Source organism: Methylobacterium sp. SyP6R (genome assembly GCF_019216885.1).
GTDB lineage: Bacteria > Pseudomonadota > Alphaproteobacteria > Rhizobiales > Beijerinckiaceae > Methylobacterium.
Genome location: NZ_JAAQRC020000001.1, coordinates 2,031,347 through 2,054,688, shown reverse-complemented (window position 1 = coordinate 2,054,688; position 23,342 = coordinate 2,031,347). Strand labels below are relative to the sequence as shown.

At 70.8% G+C, this 23,342-nt stretch carries 29 protein-coding genes; 15 read left to right on the top strand and 14 right to left on the bottom strand.

What is annotated here, in order from left to right:
- The first annotated feature begins 8 nt into the window (after positions 1-8).
- Genes HBB12_RS09505 through HBB12_RS09490 form a run of 4 tightly spaced genes read left to right on the top strand, consistent with a single transcriptional unit; the run spans position 9 to position 2,629 of the window.
- Entirely contained in the window at positions 9-332 is a 324-nt protein-coding gene (locus HBB12_RS09505) for an XdhC family protein (RefSeq protein WP_048452524.1), read from the top strand.
- Positions 329-1,027 (top strand): XdhC family protein, encoded by a 699-nt coding sequence (locus HBB12_RS09500; RefSeq protein WP_236989119.1) that lies wholly within the window; start codon positions 329-331, stop codon positions 1,025-1,027. Before HBB12_RS09505 ends, HBB12_RS09500 begins: the two co-directional genes overlap by 4 nt.
- Positions 1,024-2,043 carry a molybdopterin-binding protein gene (locus HBB12_RS09495; RefSeq protein WP_236989118.1) on the top strand — a complete coding sequence of 340 codons (1,020 nt, stop codon included), beginning with the start codon at positions 1,024-1,026 and terminating at the stop codon, positions 2,041-2,043. Before HBB12_RS09500 ends, HBB12_RS09495 begins: the two co-directional genes overlap by 4 nt.
- Complete coding sequence (locus HBB12_RS09490; RefSeq protein WP_236992720.1) at positions 2,036-2,629, top strand: nucleotidyltransferase family protein; 594 nt, start codon at positions 2,036-2,038, stop codon at positions 2,627-2,629. The genes HBB12_RS09495 and HBB12_RS09490 overlap by 8 nt, the downstream gene beginning before the upstream one ends.
- Before the next feature lie 20 nt (positions 2,630-2,649).
- On the opposite strand, the gene HBB12_RS09485 is transcribed toward HBB12_RS09490, so the two are convergent.
- The 3 genes from HBB12_RS09485 to HBB12_RS09475 form a co-directional block, all read right to left on the bottom strand.
- Positions 2,650-3,279, bottom strand: coding sequence for a LysE family translocator (locus tag HBB12_RS09485; RefSeq protein WP_236989117.1), 630 nt, complete (start codon positions 3,277-3,279; stop codon positions 2,650-2,652).
- Positions 3,280-3,404: 125 nt separating this feature from the next.
- A complete protein-coding gene (locus HBB12_RS09480) occupies positions 3,405-4,025 on the bottom strand; it encodes an exopolysaccharide biosynthesis protein (protein ID WP_236989116.1) in 621 nt (206 codons plus the stop codon).
- Between the two features lie 372 nt (positions 4,026-4,397).
- Positions 4,398-4,667 carry an usg protein gene (locus HBB12_RS09475; protein WP_236989115.1) on the bottom strand — a complete coding sequence of 90 codons (270 nt, stop codon included), beginning with the start codon at positions 4,665-4,667 and terminating at the stop codon, positions 4,398-4,400.
- 358 nt (positions 4,668-5,025) lie between these two features.
- Between HBB12_RS09475 and bcsS the strand changes: the two genes are divergently transcribed.
- Positions 5,026-5,778 carry a cellulose biosynthesis protein BcsS gene (gene bcsS, locus HBB12_RS09470; RefSeq protein ID WP_236989114.1) on the top strand — a complete coding sequence of 251 codons (753 nt, stop codon included), beginning with the start codon at positions 5,026-5,028 and terminating at the stop codon, positions 5,776-5,778.
- Here bcsS and HBB12_RS09465 read toward each other — a convergent pair.
- Positions 5,686-7,305, bottom strand: coding sequence for a cryptochrome/photolyase family protein (locus tag HBB12_RS09465; protein WP_236989113.1), 1,620 nt, complete (start codon positions 7,303-7,305; stop codon positions 5,686-5,688). The two genes, bcsS and HBB12_RS09465, sit on opposite strands and share 93 nt — an antisense overlap.
- Before the next feature lie 136 nt (positions 7,306-7,441).
- On the opposite strand from HBB12_RS09465, the gene HBB12_RS09460 reads away from it, so the two are divergent.
- Together HBB12_RS09460 and HBB12_RS09455 are read left to right on the top strand one after the other, a co-directional pair.
- The gene (locus HBB12_RS09460; protein WP_236989112.1) at positions 7,442-8,308 is read left to right on the top strand and encodes a methionyl-tRNA formyltransferase; all 867 of its coding nucleotides are present in this window, start codon (positions 7,442-7,444) and stop codon (positions 8,306-8,308) included.
- 6 nt (positions 8,309-8,314) lie between these two features.
- Complete coding sequence (locus tag HBB12_RS09455; RefSeq protein WP_236989111.1) at positions 8,315-8,491, top strand: DUF2256 domain-containing protein; 177 nt, start codon at positions 8,315-8,317, stop codon at positions 8,489-8,491.
- Between the two features lies 1 nt (position 8,492).
- On the opposite strand, the gene HBB12_RS09450 is transcribed toward HBB12_RS09455, so the two are convergent.
- From HBB12_RS09450 to HBB12_RS09440, 3 genes are read right to left on the bottom strand one after another with little or no spacing between them, the layout of a single operon-like run.
- On the bottom strand, positions 8,493-9,317 hold the full coding sequence (locus HBB12_RS09450; RefSeq protein ID WP_236992719.1) for a metal ABC transporter permease: 825 nt from the start codon (positions 9,315-9,317) through the stop codon (positions 8,493-8,495).
- Positions 9,318-9,355: 38 nt separating this feature from the next.
- Positions 9,356-10,234 (bottom strand): zinc ABC transporter ATP-binding protein AztA, encoded by an 879-nt coding sequence (aztA, locus tag HBB12_RS09445; RefSeq protein WP_236989110.1) that lies wholly within the window; start codon positions 10,232-10,234, stop codon positions 9,356-9,358.
- Positions 10,231-10,389: a hypothetical protein gene (locus HBB12_RS09440; protein WP_236989109.1), complete on the bottom strand. Its 159-nt coding sequence runs from the start codon at positions 10,387-10,389 to the stop codon at positions 10,231-10,233. The genes aztA and HBB12_RS09440 overlap by 4 nt, the downstream gene beginning before the upstream one ends.
- A 165-nt stretch (positions 10,390-10,554) precedes the next feature.
- Between HBB12_RS09440 and HBB12_RS09435 the strand changes: the two genes are divergently transcribed.
- Both HBB12_RS09435 and HBB12_RS09430 read left to right on the top strand, forming a co-directional pair.
- Positions 10,555-11,076, top strand: a complete 522-nt coding sequence (locus tag HBB12_RS09435; protein WP_236989108.1) for a Fur family transcriptional regulator — start codon at positions 10,555-10,557, stop codon at positions 11,074-11,076.
- A gap of 234 nt (positions 11,077-11,310) precedes the next feature.
- Positions 11,311-11,763, top strand: a complete 453-nt coding sequence (locus HBB12_RS09430) for a BLUF domain-containing protein (RefSeq protein WP_236989107.1) — start codon at positions 11,311-11,313, stop codon at positions 11,761-11,763.
- Between the two features lie 125 nt (positions 11,764-11,888).
- On the opposite strand, the gene HBB12_RS09425 is transcribed toward HBB12_RS09430, so the two are convergent.
- Positions 11,889-12,233, bottom strand: a complete 345-nt coding sequence (locus HBB12_RS09425; RefSeq protein WP_236989106.1) for a hypothetical protein — start codon at positions 12,231-12,233, stop codon at positions 11,889-11,891.
- A gap of 71 nt (positions 12,234-12,304) precedes the next feature.
- On the opposite strand from HBB12_RS09425, the gene HBB12_RS09420 reads away from it, so the two are divergent.
- Together HBB12_RS09420 and HBB12_RS09415 are read left to right on the top strand one after the other, a co-directional pair.
- The gene (locus HBB12_RS09420) at positions 12,305-13,450 is read left to right on the top strand and encodes a trypsin-like serine protease (protein ID WP_236989105.1); all 1,146 of its coding nucleotides are present in this window, start codon (positions 12,305-12,307) and stop codon (positions 13,448-13,450) included.
- An 83-nt stretch (positions 13,451-13,533) separates the two neighbouring features.
- Positions 13,534-13,788, top strand: coding sequence for a hypothetical protein (locus HBB12_RS09415; RefSeq protein WP_236989104.1), 255 nt, complete (start codon positions 13,534-13,536; stop codon positions 13,786-13,788).
- A 220-nt stretch (positions 13,789-14,008) separates the two neighbouring features.
- On the opposite strand, the gene HBB12_RS09410 is transcribed toward HBB12_RS09415, so the two are convergent.
- The gene (locus tag HBB12_RS09410; RefSeq protein ID WP_236989103.1) at positions 14,009-15,505 is read right to left on the bottom strand and encodes an undecaprenyl-phosphate glucose phosphotransferase; all 1,497 of its coding nucleotides are present in this window, start codon (positions 15,503-15,505) and stop codon (positions 14,009-14,011) included.
- Between the two features lie 268 nt (positions 15,506-15,773).
- Here HBB12_RS09410 and HBB12_RS09405 point away from each other — a divergent pair, with 268 nt between their 5' ends.
- On the top strand, positions 15,774-17,027 hold the full coding sequence (locus HBB12_RS09405; RefSeq protein ID WP_236989102.1) for an MFS transporter: 1,254 nt from the start codon (positions 15,774-15,776) through the stop codon (positions 17,025-17,027).
- Positions 17,028-17,104: 77 nt separating this feature from the next.
- Here the strand turns inward: HBB12_RS09405 and hmuQ are convergent, their stop codons facing one another.
- Complete coding sequence (gene hmuQ, locus HBB12_RS09400; protein ID WP_236989101.1) at positions 17,105-17,425, bottom strand: heme-degrading protein HmuQ; 321 nt, start codon at positions 17,423-17,425, stop codon at positions 17,105-17,107.
- Positions 17,426-17,929: 504 nt separating this feature from the next.
- Between hmuQ and HBB12_RS09395 the strand changes: the two genes are divergently transcribed.
- The gene (locus HBB12_RS09395; RefSeq protein WP_236989100.1) at positions 17,930-18,349 is read left to right on the top strand and encodes a helix-turn-helix domain-containing protein; all 420 of its coding nucleotides are present in this window, start codon (positions 17,930-17,932) and stop codon (positions 18,347-18,349) included.
- Positions 18,350-18,392: 43 nt separating this feature from the next.
- Here the strand turns inward: HBB12_RS09395 and HBB12_RS09390 are convergent, their stop codons facing one another.
- On the bottom strand, positions 18,393-19,715 hold the full coding sequence (locus HBB12_RS09390; protein WP_236989099.1) for a cobyrinic acid a,c-diamide synthase CobB: 1,323 nt from the start codon (positions 19,713-19,715) through the stop codon (positions 18,393-18,395).
- A gap of 67 nt (positions 19,716-19,782) precedes the next feature.
- Between HBB12_RS09390 and HBB12_RS09385 the strand changes: the two genes are divergently transcribed.
- On the top strand, positions 19,783-20,886 hold the full coding sequence (locus tag HBB12_RS09385) for a cobalt-precorrin-5B (C(1))-methyltransferase (RefSeq protein WP_236989098.1): 1,104 nt from the start codon (positions 19,783-19,785) through the stop codon (positions 20,884-20,886).
- 63 nt (positions 20,887-20,949) lie between these two features.
- Positions 20,950-21,348 carry a hypothetical protein gene (locus HBB12_RS09380; protein ID WP_236989097.1) on the top strand — a complete coding sequence of 133 codons (399 nt, stop codon included), beginning with the start codon at positions 20,950-20,952 and terminating at the stop codon, positions 21,346-21,348.
- A gap of 119 nt (positions 21,349-21,467) precedes the next feature.
- Here HBB12_RS09380 and HBB12_RS09375 read toward each other — a convergent pair whose 3' ends face one another.
- From HBB12_RS09375 to HBB12_RS09365, 3 genes are all read right to left on the bottom strand, one after another.
- A complete protein-coding gene (locus HBB12_RS09375; RefSeq protein ID WP_236989096.1) occupies positions 21,468-21,977 on the bottom strand; it encodes a GNAT family N-acetyltransferase in 510 nt (169 codons plus the stop codon).
- A 97-nt stretch (positions 21,978-22,074) separates the two neighbouring features.
- A complete protein-coding gene (gene cobM, locus HBB12_RS09370) occupies positions 22,075-22,863 on the bottom strand; it encodes a precorrin-4 C(11)-methyltransferase (protein WP_236989095.1) in 789 nt (262 codons plus the stop codon).
- A complete protein-coding gene (locus tag HBB12_RS09365; RefSeq protein ID WP_236992718.1) occupies positions 22,860-23,294 on the bottom strand; it encodes a cobalamin biosynthesis protein in 435 nt (144 codons plus the stop codon). The genes cobM and HBB12_RS09365 overlap by 4 nt, the downstream gene beginning before the upstream one ends.
- Between the last annotated feature and the right edge of the window lie 48 nt (positions 23,295-23,342).

Genomic DNA, 23,342 nt, shown 5'->3' with positions numbered 1-23,342 from the left:
TTTGCCCGATGCTGTCGACGGACACAGACATCCTCGCCACTGCCGAGGCCTGGCGCGAGGCCGGCCGCGGCGTGGCGCTCGCCACCGTGATCGAGACCTGGGGCTCGGCCCCGCGCCCGGTCGGTAGCCACCTCATCATCGACCAGGAAGGCAACTTCCTCGGCTCGGTCTCGGGAGGCTGCGTCGAGGGCGCGGTCATCGCCGAGGCCGCCGACGTGATCGAGGACGGCAAGCCCCGGGTGCTCGAATTCGGCGTCGCCGACGAGACCGCCTGGCGGGTCGGCCTGTCCTGCGGCGGGCGCATCCGCGTGCTGGTCGAGCCGGTCGCGTGAAGCTCGACATCCTGCGGGAGATGAACCGGGAGCGCGCCGCCCGCCGCGCCGTTATCCTGGTCACCGATACCGCCGACGGCTCCCAGCGCCTGGTACGCGAGGCTCAAGCCGAAGGTGATCCGCTGGCGGCCGAGCTGGCGGCCCGATTCCGCTCGGGCAAGAGCGGGACCGTCGAGGCGGAGGGGCGCTCGCTGTTCCTCACCGTGCAGGTGCCGCCGCCGCGCCTCGTGGTGATCGGCGCCGTCCATATCAGCCAGGCGCTCGCGCCGATGGCGCAGGCGACCGACCTCGACGTCACCATCATCGATCCGCGCACCGCCTTCGCGACGCCGGAGCGGTTTCCCGACGTGCCGCTCCTGGCACTGTGGCCGGACGACGCCCTGGCGCAGCTGCCGCCGCTCGATCGCTATACGGCGGTCGCGGCCCTGACCCACGACCCGAAGATCGACGATCCGGCGCTGATCGCGGCGCTGAAGGCCGAGTGCTTCTATGTCGGGGCGCTGGGCTCGCGAAAGACGCATGCTAAGCGCGTCGAGCGCCTGACCGCCGCCGGTCTCACGGATGAGCGGATCGCCCGCATCGCCGCGCCGATCGGCCTCGATATCGGGGCGGTCAGCCCGGCGGAGATCGCCGTCTCGGTGCTGGCCCAGGTGATCGCGGCCCTGCGCCAGGATCGCCGCCGGGCCCCCGCATGAGGTTCGGCCCGGTTCCGATCGCACAAGCCGTCGGGCTGATCGCCGCCCATTCGGTGCGCGCGGGCGAGGCGGTGGTGAAGAAGGGCCGGACGATCACCCCGGACGAGGCCGCGCGGCTTGAAGCCGCCGGGATCGGCGAGGTGGTGGCGGTGGCGCTCGAACCGGGCGATGTCGGCGAGGACGCGGCGGCGGATCGGCTCGCGGCGGCCGTCGCCGGGCCGGGCGTCGCCGTCGAGCCGCCCTTCACCGGCCGGGCCAATCTCCACGCGTCGCAAGCCGGCCTGCTCGTCCTCGACGAAGCGGTGATCGCGGCCGTCAACCGCGTCGACGAGGCGGTGACGCTGGCGACCCTGGTGCCGTTCAAGCCGGTGGTGCCCGGCGAGATGGTGGCGACCGTCAAGATCATCCCCTACGCGGTGCCGGGTGCGGTCCTCGACCGGGCCCTCGCTGTGGCCGCACCGGCGATCCGGGTCGCCCCCTACCGCCTGACGCGGGTCGCGGCGATCTCGACCGTGCTGCCCGGGCTGAAGCCGAGCGTGGTCGACAAGACCCTTCGCACCCTCGACGCCCGCCTGGGCCCGGCAGGCGCCCGTATCGTCGGCGAGGCCCGGGTGCCGCACGAATCCGGCGCGGTCGCCCGGGCTCTGCGCGAGGCGATCGAGCGGGACGGCGCGGAGCTAGCCGTGGTGTTCGGCGCCTCGGCGATCGCAGACCGGCGCGACGTGATCCCGGCCGGGATCGAGGCCGCGGGCGGCATCGTCGACCATCTCGGCATGCCGGTCGATCCCGGCAATCTGCTGCTGCTCGGCCGATTGGGTGAGGCGCCGGTGATCGGGGCGCCTGGCTGCGCCCGTTCGCCGAAGGAGAACGGCTTTGACTGGGTGCTCCAGCGCCTGCTCGCCGGCCTGCCGGTCACCCGCGACGACATCGTCGGGTTCGGGGTCGGCGGACTTTTGATGGAGATCGTGTCGCGGCCCCAGCCGCGGGACGGCGGGGAGAGCACTGATGATGCCTGAGCCGGTCGGCACGGTGCTGCTCGCCGCTGGCCGCGGCACCCGCTTCGGCGCGAACCCGAAGCTCCTGAGCCCGCTGGACGGCAAGCCCCTGGTGCGCCACGCGGCGGAAGCGGCGGTGGCGGCGGGTCTCGGCCCGGTGGTGGCGGTGCTCGGCCATGCGGGTGAGCAGATTCGCGCGGCCCTCGCCGGCCTGCCGCTCACGGTCGTCGAGAATCCGGACTACGCTGAGGGCCTGTCGACCTCGCTCCGCGCCGGGCTCGATGCCCTGCCGGGCGAGATCACGGCGGCTTTGGTTCTCCTCGGCGACATGCCGCGGGTCGGGCCCGGCCTGCTGGTGCGGCTCGCCGAGGGTTTTCGCTCCGCATCCGTCGCTCCGTCCGCGGTGGTGCCGGTGCGGGACGGGCGGCGCGGCAACCCGGTACTGCTCAACCGCCGTCTCCTCGGACCGGGGATCGCCACCCTCGACGGTGACCGCGGCGCCGGCCCGCTACTGGCGCGACGCGACGATGTCTTTGAGTTGCCGGTGGACGAGGCCGGGGTCCTGATCGACGTCGATACGCCGGCCGCCCTGGCGGGCCTGACCTGACTCGCGCGGGCGGTGACCGCTCAGATCGGCAGCCGCGCGGTGAGAACCCGCAGGCCCGCCCCGGCGAAGAGCAGGGCGAAGGCGCCCTCGAACCAGCGTCGCAGGCGCAGGTAGCCGCGGGCCATCCGGCCGTTCGAGAACAGCCAGGCATACCCGGTGAAGATCAGGGCGCTCTGCAGGCCGATGGCGGCGATCACCAGCACCAGTTCCGCCGGCGAGGTCCGGGGCGACAGGCCCAGCGTGTAGAGCGAGCCGAAGAACAGGATCGCCTTGGGGTTGGTCAGGTGCAGGGCGAGGCCCTTGGCGTAGGCCCGCGAGACCGAGCCCTCGACGGCGTCGGGCGGCCGAGCCACCGGCCCGCGGATCGCGCTGCGCGCCGACCTGTAGGCGAGGTACAGCAGATAGGCGCCGCCGCAATGGCGCATTCCCTCGATCATCCAGACGCTCGATGCCATGACCGCCGCCAGCCCGAGTGCCGCGGCGATCGACCAGGTCAGGGAGCCGGTCACGACGCCGAGCGCGAGCGCGAGGCCGGTGCGGCGTCCGGCCTGCATCGCGGTGTCGGCGATCGCCAGCGTCGCCGAGCCGGGGCTGGCGCTGGCGACGAAGGCCGCCGAGAGGATCAACGGGAGATTGATCGAGAGGGACATCGCGTCGGTCCGCTTGAGGCACCACATGGGCCATGGCCGGACGCGCCAGGGCGCCCGACCGCGACCAACGCAACGCCGAGCAACCCGGCCGGGCCCCGGACCTCATCGGGACGTGAGGGGCCGCCTCACGCCGCCGCGGCCGCACCGAGGTTCAGAAGCCCCATCACGGCGGTGAACACCGCATAGACGAAGCCGAGATTCAGGGCCACGCCGAGCACGCCGACGCCGAGACCCGCCGCCACCACGATGCCGTCGCGCTCGACGAGGCCGAGGCCGACCAGGGTCACGGCGAGGCCGAGCGGAATCTGGCCGACCAGGGGAGCGGCGACGATCAGCACCAGGGAGAGTGCCAGGATCAGCACCCCCATGGTGCGCATGCCGATGTCGTTCTCGAACACCCGCAGCCGCGGCCGCGACCAGCGCTCGAGCCGGCGCAGCAGCGGCACCGCGCGGGAGACCGCCCGCTGCAGGTCGGACCGGGCGATCGAGCGGCCCAGCAGCGCCCGCGGCAGCCAGGGCGCCGACATGCCGGCGGCGATCTGCGCCGCCACGAGGGCGAGGAGCAGGCCGCAGATCAGCGGGATGGGCGGCGGCATCGGCAGGCAATTGGGCAGGCCGAGCAGCACGACGAGGAGCGCGAAGGCCCGGTCGCGCAGGACCGCCACGATGTCGCCGACGGTCAGCCGCTCGGTTTCCTGGGCGGCGAGGACGGTCAGGACCTCGGAGGTGCGGGCGAATTGGGTCACGGGGCTCTGGTCGTCCGGTGCCGGGGAGGCGCTGCCCGGCGGGACCGCGGGACCCTCGAACGAGGGCGCGACGCTCGCCGCCGGAGTCGCTGCGGCCCGGGCCGGGGTCGCGCGGCTCCCTCTAGCCCACTCCGCCGCTCGGGCCAACCCGCGCGCATGGGTGGTCCCCGCGCCGAGATCGGCGCGGGCCGGGCCTGCGGCGAGAAGGGGCCCGAGCCGCCGTCGAAGCGGTCCGGCCGCGGAGAGGATGCGCCTGTGCATGGTTCACCGACGTGAGCGCCGCGCTGCCAGAGCGCGACCGTTGAGGGCCTCACACACGGTCAACCGGGCAATCGTAGGGCAAAGCGCCAAAAAAACGCCGCGCCGCCCGATTCAGTGCAGCGTCAGCACCCCGTTCACGGCGCGGAATTCCGCCGGCTTGATCAGGTGCGAATGCGCCACCCGGACCGAGTGCAACGGCCCGTCCAGCTCGCGTTTCCAGAAATCCAGGAAGCCGTTGAGCACCGGGAAGCGCGGGGCGAGGTCGTAATCCTGCCAGACGTAGGTCTGCAGCACGCCGGGATGATCGGGAATGCGGTAGAGGATATGCGCCGTGGTCAGGCCGTAACCCTCGATCTGCTGCCGAAACTCCTTGGAGACCATGGAACCTCCTGAGCGTTAGACGATCCTTCTGGGGTGCACAGCGCTTTGCCGACCAAGCGTCCGATGATGCGGTTAATCAATGGTTACGCTCAAGCGAAAACAGAAGCTAATACGTTGATTTTTCAGGTAATAGCAGCCTATCCGCGCGAGTGCTGACAGCGCCGGGGCGTGTCCGTGCGTTCGTTCCGCGCCAGGGTCCTTCCGGAGACGAAGGCTCTCGACGAGATTCGGCAGCGTGGCCGTCTTCGGGCGAGGCCGCGGGCGATGACGCGAATCTGTGACGTAGTCCCGACTGCCACTTGACGTTGCGTTTGATGGAAAAGATATTTCCATATTCGCAACGTCAAGCCCGGCCGCCGTGCCTCTTCTCCGCGCTCGTCCAGCCCTGCTCTATGCAGCAGTCAGCCTCGCCTGTCCGGAGGGCGCCCTCGCCGACGAGCGCGAGGAGGTACGGACCGTGCTGTTCGGCAGCCTGGATGCCGGCCGCTCGACCTTCGTCAGCGCCGGGGCCAAGGTCGCACCGGGCGGGATCGGCCGGGACGGGTTCGTGACCCTGGCGACCCTCGGCTACGGCCTGCGGCCGGAGCGGGACTGGTGGGGCGATCCGCGGGGGAAGGCCGGGCTGACTCCGCCCCGGACCCTGCGCCATACCGTCCAGGCCGGTGCCGTCGCGGGCTGGCAATGGGTGCGCGATTGGGGTGTCGCCGCGCTGTTCGCCGGGCCCGAAATCGCCTTCGAGGTGCTGGACAGCCCCGGTACGAGAAAGCTGCCCACGCCGCGAATCGGGGCGCGGGTGCAGGGCGAGCTGTGGGCCCGGCCGACCGAGACGACGCTCCTGACCACGACGCTGATCGCCGGCACCGCCCGCTGGAGCGCCTGGGGCCGGGTCTCCTGGGGCATCCGGGTGCCGGAATGGAGCGCGGCCTATCTGGGGCCCGAGGCGGCGCTCTACGCCGACCGGACCGGCTACCGGAAATGGAGCCTCGGCCTCCACGCCACCGATTTCGCCATTGCCCGTTTAAGCTTTCGCGTCTCCGCGGGCTGGGTCTACGAGGAACAGATCCGGCGCCCGGGCGCCTACGGCACGCTCACCGCCTGGCTGCCGCTCTGACCCGCTCAACGAATCGAGGAAGCGGCCGGCATCCGCCACGATCGCCTTGCGCCGCGTCGGCGCCATCGTATCGAGGGTGCGGTAGGGCATGGCGAGGCGCGGGTTGCCGCGCAAGCGATCTTCGTTCGCGATCAGGAAGTTCCAGTACAGGTAGTTGAACGGGCAGGCCGTCTCGCCGGTCTTCGCCTTCACGTCGTAGGCGCAAGCCCGGCAGTAATCCGACATCCTGTCGATATAGGCGCCGGACGACGCATAGGGCTTGGAGCCGAGGAGCCCGCCATCGGCCCACAAAGCCATGCCGTGGACGTTGGGCAATTCCACCCATTCATAGGCATCGGCATAGACCACCAGAAACCATTCCTCGACCTGGCGCGGGGCGAGGCCGGCCAGAAGCGCGAAATTGCCCAGCACCATCAGGCGCTGGATGTGGTGGGCATGCGCGTGGGCCCTGGTGTCCCGCACGCATTCGGCGAGGCAGGCCATGTCGGTCTCGCCCGACCAGTAGAACCACGGCAGGTCGCGGGTGGCATCGAGCGCGTTGGTCTCGGGGTATTCCGGCATCCGGGCCCAGTAGAGCCCGCGCACGTATTCGCGCCAGCCGAGGATCTGGCGGATGAAGCCCTCGACGGCGTTGAGGGGCGCCGAACCCTCGCGCCAGCGGCCCTCCGCGGCGCGGCAGACCTCCTCGGCATCGATAAGGCCGAGGTTGAGGGCGGGCGCGACCAGCCCGTGATAGAGGAACGGCGTGCCGGACCGCATCGCGTCCTGATAATCGCCGAACCCGGCCAGGCAGTCGTCCAGGAAGTGCCGCAGGGCCTCCAGCGCCTCCGTGCGCGTCACCGGCCAGGCGAAGCCGTCGAGATCGCCGAAATGGTCGGGGAAGCGACGGCCGACGAGATCCATCACCTCGCGCGTCACCGCATCGGGCGGGAAGCGGCGGCGCTCCGGCACCGCGTGGTCCGCGGGCAGGCGGCGGCGGTTGTCGTGGTCGAAGTTCCAGCGCCCGCCCGCCGGCTCGCGCCCCTCCATCAGGAAGCCGGTGCGCCGGCGCATGGCGCGGTAGAAGGTCTCCATCCGGAGGGCCTCGCGCCCCTCCGCCCATCGGGCGAAGACCGGGCGCGGGCACAGGAAGCGGGTATCGTCCCGGATCTCGACCGGCAGCCCGAACCGCTCCTCCCAATCCCGCATCATCGCCTCGACCCGCCACTCGCCGGGTTCCGTCACGACGATGCGGTCGGGCCGGTGGCGGTCGATGGCGCGTCCTACCTCGCCGGTGAACGAGCCGGCATTCTCCGGATCCTCCAGGGCGACGTAATCGACCGTGACGCCGCGCTCGCGCAGCTCGGCCGCGAAGTGGCGCATGGCGGAGAAGACCAGCACCAGTTTCTGCTTGTGGTGGCGCACATAGGTCGCCTCCTCGAGAACCTCGACCATCAGCACCGTGTCGGCGGCGGGATCGAGGTCGGTGAGGGTGGCCAGCCGCGGATGGACTTGGTCGCCGAGGACGAGGCGGAGGGTACGCGACAAAGGTCAGCCTCGTGAGAGCCTGTGCGAAACATCGGCTAACACACGCACCATTGCGACTCTCCTGCGACTGCCCATAACACACCCCTAGCTAGGGCGCGTGGCGCTACCGGACGTCGGGGTGCAGGGAGTTCGCGACGTGAAATTCGCCTTCGCGGGAATCGATTTCCTGGGCGGTGTGTTCGAGGGGCTGGTCGCGTCGGGCTGGCAGCCCATCAAGCTGTTCTCCCGCCCCTGCGACGGGATCTACGACCAGAACGAGACGGTGGTGGCGCTCGCCCGGCGGCACAGGGTGCCGATCCAGCTCTCGCGCATCCGCGTCGCCGACATCGAGGCCCTCTCGGCCGAGCACGGGCGCGACTGGGCGCTGGTGGTGGCGGGGTATCCGTGGCTGGTCACCGGCTGGCCGGGCCGGGTGCGCTACGCCCTCAACATCCATCCCTCGCCGCTGCCGGACGGGCGCGGGCCCTACCCGCTGTTCCGCGCCATCCTCGATTCGTACGAGAGCTGGGGCGTGACCGCCCACGTGCTGGCCGAGGGCGGGTTCGATATCGGCGACATCCTGGCCCAGGACGTCTTCCCGATCTCCGGCACCGAAACGCACGAGACCTTGCTGACGCGCTGCCAGATGGCGGCGGTGCGGCTCGCGCGCGGGCCGATCGCCCGGGATCTGCCCGGCCTGTGGCGCAAGGCCGAGCCGCAGGGCGACGGCGCCTACTGGCCGCGGGTCACCGACCTCGACCGGACCCTCGATTTCCGCCAGCCGGTGGCGGCGATCCTGCGCCGGGTGCGGGCCTTCGGCGCCATCGAGACCCTGGCGCGGGTCAACGACAACCGCGTCTTCGTGCAGGAGGCGAGCGGCTGGACCGAGGGCCACCGCCACGCCCCCGGCACGGTGGTGCATTCCTACCGCCGCCAGATCCTGGTGGCGGCCCGTGACGGTTACGTGCAGATCACCCGCTGGAGCGCCATCCCGCTCGCCGATGCGGACAAGACCGGACGCTGACCCCCGATGCCGAAGATGCGCCGCAAGGGCGACCTGCCGCAGAAACTGTGCGCCCAGTGCGGCCGGCCCTTCGCCTGGCGCAAGAAGTGGGAGCGGGTCTGGGACGAGGTGCGCTACTGCTCCGATGCCTGCCGGCGGGCGGCGCAAAGGGGCGAGCCGGCGCGGCCGCCCGAGTCCAGGTGAGTCACGCTTCCAGGTGACGGGCGGGCAGGAGCCGCCAGACCAGGCCGCCGCGGGGCCCGAGCAGCATCGAGGCGATGTAGAGAACGCCGGCGGCGAGTACGATCGCCGGCCCGGTCGGCAGGCTGGCATAATAGGAGACGAGGAGCCCGGCCACGCTCGCCGCCAGCGCCAGGATCACCGCTGCCGGCATCAGCCCGCTGAGGTCGAGGGCCCAGAACCGGGCGGTGATCGCCGGCAGCAGCATCAGCCCGACGGCGAGCAGGGTGCCGAGTGCCGCGAAGCCGCCGACGAGGTTGAGCACCACCAGGGCGAGGAAGCCGTAATGCACCGGCCCGCTCGCCCGGCCGACCGAGCGCAGGAACAGCGGATCGACGCATTCCATCACCAGCGGCCGGTAGGCGACGGCAAGTCCCGCGAGGGTCACGGTGGCGATGCCGCCGAGCAGCACCAGGGCGTCGTCGTCGAGGGCCAGCACCGTGCCGAACAGGATGTGCAGGAGATCGATCGACGAGCCCCGGGCCGAGATCAGCAGCACGCCGGCGGCGAGCGAGATGAGGTAGAACGCCGCCAGGCTCGCATCCTCGCGCAAGACCGTCGAGCGGGCGATGAGGCCGGAGAGGAGCGCCACGGCGAGGCCGGCGACGAGGCCGCCGAGCGTCATCGCCGGCAGCGACAGGCCGGCCCACAGGAAGCCGATTGCCGCGCCGGGCAGGATGGCGTGGCTCATCGCCTCGCTCATCAAGCTCATCCGGCGCAAGGTCAGGAAGACCCCGACCGGCGCCGCGCCGACCGACAGGGCGACGCAGCCGGCGAGCGCCCGGCGCATGAACGAGAACTCCACGAAGGGCGCCGTCAGGAAATCGATCACGCGGCGTGCCCGTGGCTGTGGTCGCGACCCGGCGCGCCGTGGCTGTGCGACGCGTGGTCGTGCGACGGGTGGTCGTGCGGCGCGGCGGCCGGGGCGCGGCAGACCGGGGCGTCCTCGTCCCAGGCCTCGCAGAGCCGGCGGGCGCGGCGCAGGTTGTCGGCGGTCAGCACCTCGTGCGTCGGCCCCCAGGCCACCGCCTCGCGGGCGAGCAGCAGGGTCGAGGGGAAGTGGCGGGCGACCTGGTCGAGATCGTGCAGCACCGCCACCACGGTGCGCCCCTCCGCGTGCCAGCCATGGACCAGGTCCAGCAATTCCTCGGTGGTGCGCGCGTCGATCGCCGCGAAGGGCTCGTCGAGCAGGATCACCCGGGCATCCTGGAGCAGGACGCGGGCGAACAGGGCGCGGCGCAGCTGGCCGCCCGACAGGGTGCCGATCGGCCGGCGCTCGAAGCCGGTGAGCCCGACCGCCGCCAAAGCCGCCTCGACGGCGGCCCGGTGCGGCTTCAACGAGCGCCACGGCCCGACCCGGCGCCACAGCCCCATCGCCACGAGGTCGAACACGCCGATCGGGAAGGCCCGGTCGATCTCGGCGGCCTGCGGCAGGTAGGCGATGTCCTGCCGGGCGAGGCCCGCCCGGGCGACCTCGCCCTCGAGCGGCGCGATTTCGCCCATGATGCCCTTGAGCAGGGTCGACTTGCCGGCACCGTTCGGCCCGACCACCGCGGTGAGCGATCCCGGCGCGATCGTGCCGTCGAGGTGATGCACCGCCGGATGGCGGGCATAGCCGAGGGTGAGGCCGCGGAAGACCAGGGCCCCACCGCCCGTGGCCGGCTTTGAGGCGCTCCCTGGCGCGAGATGTCGAAGCGGCGCCGTCACGCGGTCGCCCAGCCGATCAGGCCCCAAAGTGCCGCCGCCAGCGCGGCGGCCATGGCGAGGCGTGGACCGACGCCGACTCGCAGCAACGAGAACGGCGCGGCCTGAGGGCGCGGGGCGGCATCGGCCCGCAGGTCGGGGGCGTGGGAATGCGGCATCGGCGAATCGGTCGCTCGGGTTCGGTCCGCGCCCTCGGCGGGCGCCTGCGCGAACCCCATATGGAGGGCGGCCGGCTGGCGCCCCAGGGCGGATCGTTACACTGTAACAGGCGGGGCCTGTCAACCGCCGCCCAGGTAGGGTAGGACGGCGCGGGAGGGTGTCGGATGGACGAGCACGGAACCTGCGGGCATCACGGCCACGCGCATGGCGAGGACGGGCACGCCCATGGTCCCGCCCGCACGGCCGACCTGATCGCGCGGGCCGAGCGGCTGGCGCAGGATCTCGGCCTGCAATTCACGACGCTGCGCCGCCGCACCCTGGAGGTTGTCTCCGAGGAGGGACGTCCGCTCGGCGCCTACGACATCGCCGAGCGCCTGAGCGCCCCGGGCAAGCGCGTCGCCGCGGTCTCGGTCTATCGCGCCCTCGACTTCCTCACCGAGCACGGCCTCGTCCACCGCATCGCCAGCCGCAACGCCTTCGTCCCCTGCGAGCACGGCCACGGCGCCGGCGAGAGCGCGGTGTTCCTGATCTGCCGCAGCTGCGGCAGCGTCGACGAGACCATTTCGGCCGAGATCGAGCGCAGCCTGGATCGGACCCTGGCACAGGCCGGGTTCAAGCCGGCGAGCCGGATCGTCGAGATCGAAGGGGAGTGCGGTGTGTGCCAGGGGCGGCAGGACGCCGGGTGACGGCGGCATTCGGCCCGGCACCTCACGGACGGAATGCGACGAAGCCGGAAGCGGCGATCCGATCCCGCTTCTGCTTGTGGAGATTTCGTTAATGCTCTTCCCGAACAGCCCGTCATCGGCAGGGACCCTGCGCCCGGCGCGCAGGTTCTAACAGCACATCCCTACTCGAGGATGATGACGGCAGCGGGTGCTCTCCCGAGCAATCTGGAACCGTCGGCTGGAGTGAAGCGTCCGATGATTCACCAACTCGTCTACTACAGCCGCAACACCGTTCCGGGCGGCGACCGCGCCATGCTGACCAACATGCGCGAGATCCTGTCTATTTCCCAGCGCAATAACAGCCGTGACGGCATCACGGGCTTTCTCATCTTTGACAAGACATGGTTCGTGCAGATCCTCGAAGGCGAACGTGCCAAGGTAACGGTTACCTACGACCGGATCGCCCGCGATCCGCGCCACGCCGCCGCGACGATCATCAACGTGCGCGACGTGTCGGGACGGCTCTTCCCGAACTGGACGATGGGTGGCGCGATGCGCACGCCGGAGGTGCAGGAAGTCTATCTGCAGCACGGTTTCGGCGGCCCGCTGGACCCCGTCCAGCTCAAGTCGGACCAGATCGTCGGCCTGGCCCTGGATCTCCAGGCCTTCGAGGCGAGCCGCCGGCAAGGCCTGAAGCTCGCTGGCTGATCCGTCGGCGGCACTGCCGTGGCGGCGCGAGACAGAAAAGAGGGCAGCCGGCTCGACCCGTGCCGACGGACAAGCAATAGCATTGCCTCACCGGAGCACTCCGTTGCAAGATTACTCCTGTGCCCCTAGCGCCGCTCTTCTTCGCCGAGATGTCGCGGCCGGCCAGGCTGAAGCAGTAACGGATCACGCTGCAATGGGATGATGCTCTCTATTTTGGTTCTGCCGCATTGCCTGCGAGAAGCCGGCATCCCCTTGGCGTGACGCTGCGCCAGATCACAGTGCCGCGAGATCGTATCGTCGTTCTCGCGGCACACCGGATCGATTGCCCCTGCGTCGGCGAACAGTGCACCCGCGCCGCCAGCGTCGCGGATTGACGCAGGGTCGGCAAATCTGTTTCCCGTCATCGATCCATTGACAGTGCAGAGAATCGAATATTTCCTCCGGCCGAGCTTCTTGTCGGAGGGCTTCATTCATGTCTCGTTCCGGTTCCGGGTCTGGTCGCGGGGCATCCGACGGAGATGGAGCGCGCTTCGCACAACTCGTGAGTTGGCTCGACGCCCACGCCGACGCGCTCCTGGATGATCCCAGCAATAATCTGATCGGTGTGGGGATCGGCAAGAAGAGCGCCGGCCCCCTGTCGGACGACTCGCCCTTCTGCATCACCGGCTTCGTCGAGAAGAAGCTGCCCGAGAAGACCGTCAAGCAACAGGGAATTCCCCTTTTCGCTGTCGCGGCGGCGGCTGTGAGCGGGGTCGGGCGCCCCCGGGATCTTCCGTTCGAGATCGATCTCGTCGAGACCGGGGCGCGGTTCGCAGCGCAGCCCGGCCTCACGGTCTCGAATTCGCAACGTGGTCTTCATGGCGGAATGCCGCCGACGCTCGACCTGCAGAAGCGGTTTCAAGTCCTGCGGGCAGGCATCGGAATCACCAATCCGCAACGGGCCTATCCGCAGACGCTGTCGGTCGGGACGCTCGGCTTCTTCGTCGTCGACGATCAGGGCCGTCACTACCTGGTGTCGAACAACCACGTCATCGCGGCCGAGAATGCCGGCAGGAAGGGCGACGCCATCGTTCAGCCGGGAACGCTCGACCTGACGGCGAGCGAAATGGCTCTGATGAGCACGCCCGCCAAGCTGAACGCACAGCTTAAGATCGCGACCCTGTCGGCCTGGATCGACCTCCAGTTCCGTGGCCCGTCCGGAATCCCCTTCAACGACGTGGATTGCGCGGCGGCCGAGCTTGCGGTGGGTGAATCCGGTGCGGCGAAGCGCGACGTGACCGAGATCGCGCGGGTCGGGCTCGGCGGCAACCTCAGGGGCGTCGCCACACCGTTCGCGGTCGATCCCGTCACGGGCCAAGTTGCGGGCTCGACCCGGGTCTACAAGACCGGTCGCACGACGGGCTGGACCGAGGGCGACGTCACGCAACTCGCCGTCGTGACCGACGTGACCTATGGTGCCGGCGTCGCGCGGTTTCGCAATCAGATCGGCATCCAGGCGTCGGCGGACAATACGGGGCCGTTCAGCAAGCCCGGCGACAGCGGGAGCGGCATCGTCAATCGCGATCAGGAACTCGTGGGACTGCTCTTCGCCGGCACCGAGACGCAGACCCTGGCCAACCCGATCCAACTCGTCCTTAATGCGCTGAAGACCGCGTTGGGTGTCAAATCGCTGGATGTGGTGACCTGATCGCCGGCCCATCGCACCGGCCGCCGGAGTTCCTACATCTCGTGGATGAGCCCGTCCCGCCGCAGCCGGTTCGAGGAATTCGCATGTCCGATCTCGCCAACTACGCCGAAGTGCAGCGCGCCCTGCAGGAGCAGGCTCCGAGCATTCTGGAGCAGATTCCCGTCTCGGCCGCGCAGCTTTCCCTTCCCCTGGACGGCCGCGGAGCCCGCATCCGGGCGAGCGTCAAGTCGAACGAGCGGGCCCGTGTGCCGTCACGGGTCGAGGTAAAGATCGACGGCCACCCGGTGACGATCCCGATCGAGGCGGTCGACGATTACGCCGAGTACAAGGCCTACTGAATGGCGGCGTGATGTGTCGCCCGTTCGCATCGTCGACCGGCCCCGCGACGCGTATTGCCCCTGCCGAGGCCGACCTTGCGAGCCGCGACGCTCCTGCCGCCGAGGACGGACCCCGTTTACGCTCGAGGCGCGCCACGCCCTGAGGCGTGTCCGGAACAGGCGCGGGAGCGTGTTCACGGAGCCAGGGTCGGGCGACAACGCTCCCCGGGGCCCATGTTCCTCAATAGGCGTTCCGGAACGCACTTCTGGCCACCACCGTCATCACCAGGATGCGCAGGTCGAACCACAGCGACCAGTTGTCGATGTAGAACAGGTCGTGCTCGACCCTCCGCTGCATGTCGGCATCGGTCAGGGTCTCGCCCCGCAACCCGTTCACCTGCGCCCAGCCGGTGATGCCCGGCCGGACGTTGTGGCGCCGGGCATAGAGCGCGATGCGGCGCTCGAAGCTGCGGTCGTGGGCGACCGCATGGGGGCGGGGGCCGACCAGCGACATGTCGCCCCGGATCACGTTGAGGAGCTGGGGCAGTTCGTCGAGGTTGGTGCGGCGCAGGATGCGGCCGATCCGGGTGATGCGGTCGTCGTCCCGGGTCGCCTGGCGGAAGGCGGTGCCGGAATCCGAGCGCATGCTGCGGAACTTGAACACCCAGAACGCCTCCTGGTTGAAACCGTAGCGCTTCTGGCGAAACAGGCTCGGACCCCGGCTGTCGAGGCGGATCAGGATTGCGATCAGCAGCAGCAGCGGCGAGAGAACCAGGAGCGCGAGGGAGGCCACCACGACATCGAAGACGCGCTTGGCGGCGACTTCCAGGGGAGAGAGGGGCGCGCGGCCGACATTGATGCCGGTGAGCAGGCCGACCCGGCCGAGGCGCACGTCGCTGAAGCGGTCCATTACCCGGCCCGGCCGCAGGTGCAGGGCGACCGGCACCCGCAGAAAGGCGTCGACGCAGGATTCCAGGTCCTCGACCTCGGCCCAGGGCACGAGCACGAACACGTCGTCGGGGCGCAGGAAGCGCACCACCGAGACGCTCAGATCCAGGTCCTCGGCGAGCTGGGCCCGGCGCGACTCGGTGTCGCCCCCCGGCGGCGCATCGCGCAGGGTGCTGACGCCGATCACCCGCAAGCCCAGCGCCGCGGTGTCGTGGGTCGCGTAGAAGCTCGCGACGTCGTCCTCGTAGCCGATCAGGTGGATGCGGCGGGCAGAATCGGACCGGGGGGTGATCAGCCGGCGCACCAGGCCCACGGTGGCGAACCGGGTGGCGACGAGCACCGGCAGGCCGGCGAGGAAGGTCGCCAGCGCCGCGGCGCGGGAATGGTCGCCGGTGGTCTTGCTGAGGAAGCCGAGGACCAGCACCACCGCCCAGGCGGCGAGCCACAGGCTGAAAGTCCGTCGCAGGTGGGGGGCGCGGGCGAGGTAGTTCTCGATGCTGTACTCGCCCCGGGCGGCGTTCGGCAGCACCACGAACAGGCCGAGGAACAGGCCGACCGCCAGCGAAGGCCCGAGCTCGGGCTGCCGCTCGTAGGTGACGAGATGGTAGATCATCTCGCAGGCGAGTCCCGTCAGGGTTACCGCCGCGAGCTCGGCGCAGGCCGCGCCGCCCGCAATCGTGAGCCGCAGGACCGCCCGGCCGCGGCGGGGCAGGAGCGCGTTCCAGACCGCCCGCGCCTTCGACGAGGCGAGGTCGGCGTTGCCGTCTCCCGGGAACCGTTCGTGTCGCATGGCGAGATGACCCGTGACCCGCATCTGTGCCGGCATGGGACGGGCCGGGCGGGAGCGTGCCGTTTGCGCACGCATCCCGGGCCGCCGCCGGCTGGTTGCCGGACAGGCAGCAAGCCCGGGACCGGCGGCATCCCAGCCCTGCTTCGACCGATGGGACGGGTCGAGGCGGCGGGTGTATGAGAGGCTCGCCGTAACCCCTGGATTTTGCGACGGGCGGCGCGGCGAGAGCGGCCGACATGGCGGCCGCCAGGGGGGAGCGGACCGAGCGATGGATGCGCGAGCGAGCGAGGGCGGCGTGGCCGTGGAGACGCCGGCAGCCGCGGGCAGGGGACGGCCGCCCGCGGCGGCGGGACCGGCTGCGGTGGTGCTCGGAGGCTTGAGCCTGTCGCACCTCCTCAACGACATGATGCAGTCGCTGCTGCCGGCGATCTACCCCCTCCTGAAGCAGGCCTACAGCCTGGATTTCGGCCAGATCGGCTTCCTGACCCTGGCCTTCCAGCTCACGGCTTCCGTGCTGCAGCCGGTGGTCGGCCTGTTCACCGACAAGCGGCCGATGCCGTTCTCGCTGGCCACCGGCATGCTGCTGTCGCTCTGCGGCCTGCTGCTCCTGTCCCATGCCGGCTCGTACGGCCTGCTGATCGCGGCCGCCTGCCTCGTCGGCCTCGGCTCGGCGATCTTCCACCCGGAAGCCTCGCGGGTCGCCCGCCTCGCCTCGGGCGGCCGCTACGGCCTGGCGCAATCGGTGTTCCAGGTCGGCGGCAATGCCGGCACGGCGCTCGGGCCGCTGCTGGCCGCCTTCATCGTGGTGCCGCTGGGCCAGCCGAGCGTCGCCCTGTTCGCGATCGCGGCGCTGATCGGCTTCGTGGTCCTGAGCCTCGTCGGGCGCTGGTACCGCGACCGCCTGCGAGCCGGCGCCGCGCGGGGCAAGAAGGGCGGGGCGGCCGTGCGCGCCCTGCCGCGGGGCAAGGTGGTCGTCACCATCGCGGTGCTGCTGGTGCTGATCTTCTCCAAGTATTTCTACATGGCGAGCCTCAGCTCGTACTTCACCTTCTACCTCATCCACCGCTTCGGCGTGTCGGTGCAGGAATCGCAGCTCTACCTGTTCGTGTTCCTGGGTGCGGTCGCGGCCGGCACGGTGGCGGGCGGGCCGATCGGCGACCGGTTCGGCCGCAAGGTGGTGATCTGGGGCTCGATCCTCGGCGTGCTGCCCTTCACCCTGGCGCTGCCGCACGCCAACCTGTTCTGGACCGTGGCGCTGACGGTGCCGATCGGCCTGATCCTGGCCTCGGCGATGCCGGCGATCCTGGTCTACGCGCAGGAATTGCTGCCCGGGCGGGTCGGCCTGGTGGGCGGCCTGTTCTTCGGCTTCGCCTTCGGGATGGGGGGCCTGGGCGCCGCGGTCCTGGGCGAGGTCGCCGACCGCACCAGCATCGAGTTCGTCTACGGACTCTGCGCCTTCCTGCCGGCGGTCGGCCTGCTCGCGGTGTTCCTGCCGCGGCTCGAACAGCCGAAGGTGGCCTGAAGCCGGACGGATCGCGGGGGCGGGGGCGATCCGCCCCCGCATATGACCGTTAGCCGGTGATCGTCAGCCTGCGATCGTCAACCTTCTCGGGCGACGGTCTGGATCGTCTCGAAGCCTTCGAATTGCGGGTGGCCGAGATAGAGCGGCTTCGTCCCCGGGGCGCGGCTATGAGCCTTGCGGAACTGCTCGGAGCGGGTCCAGGCCTCGAAATCCGCCCGTGAGGACCAGATCGTGTGCGAGGCGTAGAGGACGTGGTCCTCATGTTCCGGCCCGCGCAGAAGATGGAACTCGACGAAGCCCGGCATCTCCCCCAGGTGGCTGTCGCGCCCGAGCCAGACCTGCTCGAAGTCCTGGGTGGCCTCCTTGTAGACCTTGAACCGGTTCATGGCGATGAACATGACGGGTATCCTCCTGTACGTTCGGGCTCGGCCGGGAGATGGGAACCGCCCCGCCATCGGCAAGGTCACCCGCACGGGCCGGCCGGCCCCACGGGACGGCAACCTGCGAAGGCTGTGCAACTCAGTATTTTTTTCACATTTGTTCCCTTTGGGAATTCACTCGGAGCGTGTAGACGGGAGTCCGGTTGCATGGCAGACCCGCATCCGTACCGTGAGCCCGACGGCAGGACGGCCTCGAACGGATGGGAATGACTAGTCTTTCATGCAGTCCGATCGCGGTCCGCGCGCCCCGGCGGGGCGGTGGTGCCGGGATCGGAACGGGACGGCGAGAGGATTGAGCGGACCGGATGCGAGGCGTCGTCGCCGCCGGCCCGAGGACGAGCATCCGTGGTGTCGCCGGAGCGGGGAGCCCCGGCCGTCGCGGGCATGAACGACGCGGGACGGCGGCCCTCTGGAATCGGGGAGGGGGCTTCCGGCAAGCCAGCACGAAGATGTCGAGGACCGATGCCCAAGCAAACCACTGAGGTCGACCGTCTCGTCGGAGTCCGCATCACGGCCCTGCGCAAGGCCAAGGGGCTGAGCCAGACCGCCCTCGGCAATGCCGTGGGCGTGACTTTCCAGCAAGTGCAGAAATACGAGAAGGGCCAGAACCGCGTCGGCGCCGGGCGCCTGCGCGAGATCGCCCGGCTGCTGGAAGTGCCGGTCTCGGCCTTCTTCGAGGACCAGGCCGGCGGCGAGTCCGGCGACGACAACGTCTTCGGCTTCCTGAGCGCGCAAGGCGCCATCGAGCTGCTGCGCGCCTACGTGCAGATCGAGGACGAGCAGCTGCGCCGCGAGGTGCTGGCGATCGTCCGCTCCGCCGCCCGCCTCGGCCGCCACGCCAGCGCGGCGGTCAGCGAGGACAGCGTCGCGGCGGCCGAGTAGGGGCCGGCTGTCAGCGCAAGCCCCGCTCAGCGCTAAGTCCCGGTCAGCGCAAGCCCACGAGGTGGAAGAAGCTGCCGCTGACCCGGCCGCGCCGGTGACCGGCCAGCCCCAGGGCGCGCCCTTCCGCATCCGTGACATCGGCCAGGGCCTCGTCGGGCTCGGGCGGCGGCGTGAGTTCGCTCGCATAGTGGAACTCGTGGCCGACCAGGCCCTGGCCGGCGGCACCGAGCGACCCCGCCCCGACGAGGGTCGCGATCCGGTAGCCGAGATGCAGCCGGCGCCGGGCGTAGGAGGTCGCGACCGGCAGGAGGCCGGCCATGCGGTGGGTCGTGCCCTCGGCATCCTCCAGGCTCTCGCCCAGCACCATGTAGCCGCCGCACTCGCCGTGGACCGGCCGCGTCTCGGCGAAGGCGCGTAAGCCCTCGAGGAAGCGCGCGGCGGCGGCGATCCGGCCGGCATGGAGCTCCGGATAGCCGCCGGGCAGCCAGCAGGCATCGCACGCCTCGGGCGGCGCCTCGTCGGCGAGCGGCGAGAACGGCACGATCTCGGCCCCCGCCGCCCGCCAGCCGGCTTCGAGATGCGGGTAGACGAACGAGAACGCGGCATCGCGCGCGACCGCGAGGCGCTGGCCGGGCGGTGGCGGCAGATGTCCGATCCCAGGAACCGGAATCCTGCCGCCAGCGGCGGCCGCGACCGCGTCGAGGTCGATCGAGGCCTCGGCCAGATCGGCCAGGCGATCGAGGCGGGACTCCAGATCCTCGGTCTCGCCGGCCTGGATCAGCCCTAGATGGCGCTCCGGCAGGACGAGCGCGGCCTCCCGCGGCACGGCGCCGAGCACCGGGATTCCGATCCGGGCAAGCCCGACCTCGACCAGGCGGCGGTGGCGCGGGCTCGCGACCTTGTTGAGGATCACCCCGGCGAGCGTCAGGCGCGGGTCGTAGGCCCGCACGCCGAGGGCGGTCGCGGCGGCCGATTGCGCCGCCCCCGAGACGTCGAGCACCAGCACGACCGGCCAGCCGTAGCGGGCGGCGATGTCGGCATTGGCGCCGCTGCGGCCCTCCTCCGCCACGACGCCGTCGAACAGGCCCATCGAGCCCTCGGCGAGCAGCAGGTCGGATTCCGCACCGGCCCGGCCCGCCACCGCGTCGAGGAGGGCACCGTCCATGGCGAAGCTGTCGAGGTTGTAGCTCGGCCGGCCGGTCGCGGCGGCATGGAAGGCGGGATCGATGTAATCCGGCCCGCATTTCGCCCCGGCGACCGCCAGCCCCCGGCGGCGCAGGGCGCGCAGCAGGGCGAGGGTCACGGTGGTCTTGCCGGAGCCGGAACGGGCGGCGGCGATCAGCAGGCCGCGGGCGGGTAGGGTCACGAAGCTGTCCATCATTGGGCGACATGGCGCGCATTCACCGCGCCGCTCCCGGGTGATACCACGCCGCATGGATGCGACACGACCACGGGAGACCCTGCGCCGCGGCTGGACCACCGGCGCCTGCGCGGCGGCCGCCGCCAAGGCGGCCTATGCGGGCCTCGTCACCGGCCTCGTCCCGGACCCGGTCGAGATCCCGCTGCCGAGCGGCGCCCGCCCGGCCTTTGCGCTAGCGCGGAGCGGGCTCGTCGAGGGCGGGGCCTTCGCCGGGGTGGTGAAGGATGCCGGCGACGATCCCGACGTGACCCATGGGGTGCTGGTCCTGGCGACCGTACGGCGGGGCCCGCCGGGCTCCGGCATCGCGTTCCGGGCCGGACCCGGCGTCGGCACCGTGACCCGGGCCGGGCTGCCGCTGCCCGTCGGCGAGCCGGCGATCAACCCGATGCCGCGGCGGATGATCGCGGCGGCGATCGCAGAAGCCGCGACCGGCCTCGGCGGTCCGCCGGACGTGGTGGTGGAGATCGCGATTCCCGGCGGGGAGGCCCTGGCGCAGAAAACCCTGAACCCGCGCCTCGGCATCCTCGGCGGCCTGTCGGTGCTCGGCACGACCGGGGTGGTGGTGCCCTATTCCTGCGCCGCCTGGATCGACAGCATCCATCGCGGCATCGACGTCGCCCGGGCCGGCGCCCTCGACCATGTCGCGGGCGCCACCGGCTCGACCTCGGAAGAGGCGGTGGCGCGCCTGCACGGCTTAGCCCCCCAGGCGCTCATCGACATGGGCGACTTCGCCGGCGGCATGCTCAAGTACCTGCGACGCCACCCGGTGCCGCGGGTGACGGTGGCCGGCGGCATCGCCAAGATGGCGAAGCTCGGCCACGGCCTCCTCGACCTGCATTCGCGCTCCGGGCCGGTCGATCTGGCCTGGCTCGCCGAGCGCATCGTCGAGGCCGGAGGCGGGCCGGACCTCGGCTTACGGGCCGCAGGCGCGAATACGGCGCTGGAGGTGTTGCGCCTGGCGCAAGGGCACGATCTGCCGCTCGCCGACCTCATCGCCCGCTACGCCTGGGCGACGGCGGCGCGGGCGCTCGCGGGCTCGGGCAGTTCGCTGGAGGTGGTGGTGTTCGACCGGGAGGGCGGGCTGGTCGGGCGGGCGCCGTTCCATCCGGTGGGGTAAGGGGCACTCGACGCCGGCCGTCGGGATCGTCGTTTCGTTGCGTGCAGGCTACAGGAAGTCACGATGATCCGCACGATCCTCCCGGTCGTCTCCTTTAATCCGTTCGGGCGCCGGAGACCGACCGGCGTTGAAATAATTTTTCAGATTGCCTTAGCAGTCCTGCTTGCAGGCTTATTTCATGAATTTTTCGAGGCTTACTACTCGCCGAGTTGTCGCGATCCGATACGGCCCGCGAGTGTTGATTGCTATCCATGGGGTGGTACCGAAGGTCCGCTCGACGGCGCATGGAATTACAAGACCAAAGAAATATATCTAAAATCTCATATAGTATTTATATTATCTATCATAATTACAATCGCATTGCCGTTTTTCACGCGAACGCCGTGGCATGTGTTGATTGTCATGGTAGTCGTGTATTTTTTTAATGCCCATGCAGCAGAATGGGTCGTCAGTCTGTTCTGATATGGCTCCCGCATCGCACGCGATGCCATGGTCGCCCGACGCGATCGATCATCCGATACGCGGCCGGCGGAATGGCGCCCGGGGCCGCGTCTCGATCGAATCGACCGTCTCGGCGGGCGTCAGAGGCAATCGGAGGGGCGTTGCAGGCCGAAGGCGGAGGCGGGATCGTCCCAGTGATAACGAATCACCGTCCGGTCGCCGCCGCCGGGAATGGCGTGTCGGCTCCGCTCCGCGATCGCGCCGCCGCGCCGCTCGTAGAAGCGGCGGGCCGGTTCGTTCTGCTCGAAGCACCATAGGTAGATCCCTGAATCCGGGTAGCCGCGCAGGGACCAGTCGGCCGCGGCTGCGAGCAAATCCGTCCCCAAGCCTCGCCCCTTCGCCGTGGGAAGGACGTGGAGATTGTCGATCAGCGTTCCCCAGCGCTCATCCTCCGCCCCGACCGCGCAGACGAAGCCGAGCGGCCCGTCGGCGTCCTCGGCGATGATGGCGGTCACGTGCGGCTGATGCGGCCCGAGGCGGCCGGCCCACGCGTCCAGGCGATCCTGCTCGATCGGACCGGCGAGGAAGTCCGGATCGAGGATCCCCCGATACGCGCTTCTCCAGCTCGCCGTGTGGATCCGGGCGAGCACGGCCGCATCGGCGTCGGTGGCGATTCTCATCTGCATGAATCGAGGTCTACGACCGGCGTCCGACACCCGCAACGGCCGGGAGCCGTCGCGGACCGGGTCACGTCGACCGGGGTTCGACCAGCGCGGCCACGGCCCCGCCCGGCCGGAACCGCCGGTCGTAATCCACCGCGTAGAGCGCGCTCTCGCGGAAATCCGTCGACCCGAGCGCGGGGCCGACCAGGATCAGCGCCGTGCGCTCCAGCCCCGCCGCCGCCACCCGGGCCGCGATATCGGCGAGGGTCCCGCGCAGGACCCGCTCGTCCGGCCAGGTCGCGCGGAACACCACCGCCACCGGGCAGTCCGGGCCGTAATGCGGGATCAGGTCCGCCACCACCGTGTCGACGACGTGGATCGACAGGTGGATGGCCAACGTCGCCCGGGTCGCCGCGAAGACGGCGAGGCGCTCGGTGTCGGGCATCGCAGAGGCGCGGCCGCTGGTGCGGGTGAGCACCACCGATTGCGCCACCTCCGGCACCGTCAACTCGCGCCCGAGCACGGCCGCCGCGGCGGCGAAGGAGGGGACGCCGGGGGTCAGGTCGTAGGGGATGCCGAGGCGGTCGAGGCGGCGTGTCTGCTCGGCGACCGCGCTCCAGATCGAGAGGTCGCCGGAATGCAGCCGCGCCACTTCCTGGCCGGCCGCGTGGGCTTGCCTCATCACGTCGATGATCGCGTCGAGGGAGAGCGGCGCGGTGTCGACGATCCGCGCACCGGGCGGGCACCAGGACAGAATCTCGGGCGCCACCAGCGAGCCGGCATGAAGGCAGACCGGACAGCGGGCGATGAGGTCGCGGCCGCGCACGGTGATGAGGTCGGCCGCGCCGGGGCCGGCACCGATGAAGTGGATCATGACGAAAGGGCGTCTCCGCTGGCGGCGAGGGCGCAGGTGGCGCCCGCCGAGGCGATGCGGGGCAGGACGAGGCGGCCCTCGGGCCCGGCCGCCGCCAACGCCGCGGCCTCGGCGAGCGAACCGACGCCGCGCAGGGCCTCGATGCGGACGGAGCGGGTGACGACCCGGCGGCCGGCCTCGCGCAGGGCCTCGACCCCGATGGCGACGAGCGGCACGCCGAGGGATTCGGCCGCCGCGCGGATCGCCGGGTCGCCGGCACGGTCCGCGGCGGTGGCCAAAGCCGCGAGTTGCGCACCGGCCAAGTCCGCCTGCCGCAGGCCCTCCGCCACCAGCCCCAGGATCTCCTCGGCCGCGGTGGCATGGCGAAAGCCGATGCCGGCGACGAGGGCGCGGGGCGCCGCCTTGGCGGGGGTGCGGGCAGGGCCGTGCAGGAGGGGCGGCGGCGGGGCGCTTCCTGGAACCCGCGCCTGGATGATCGA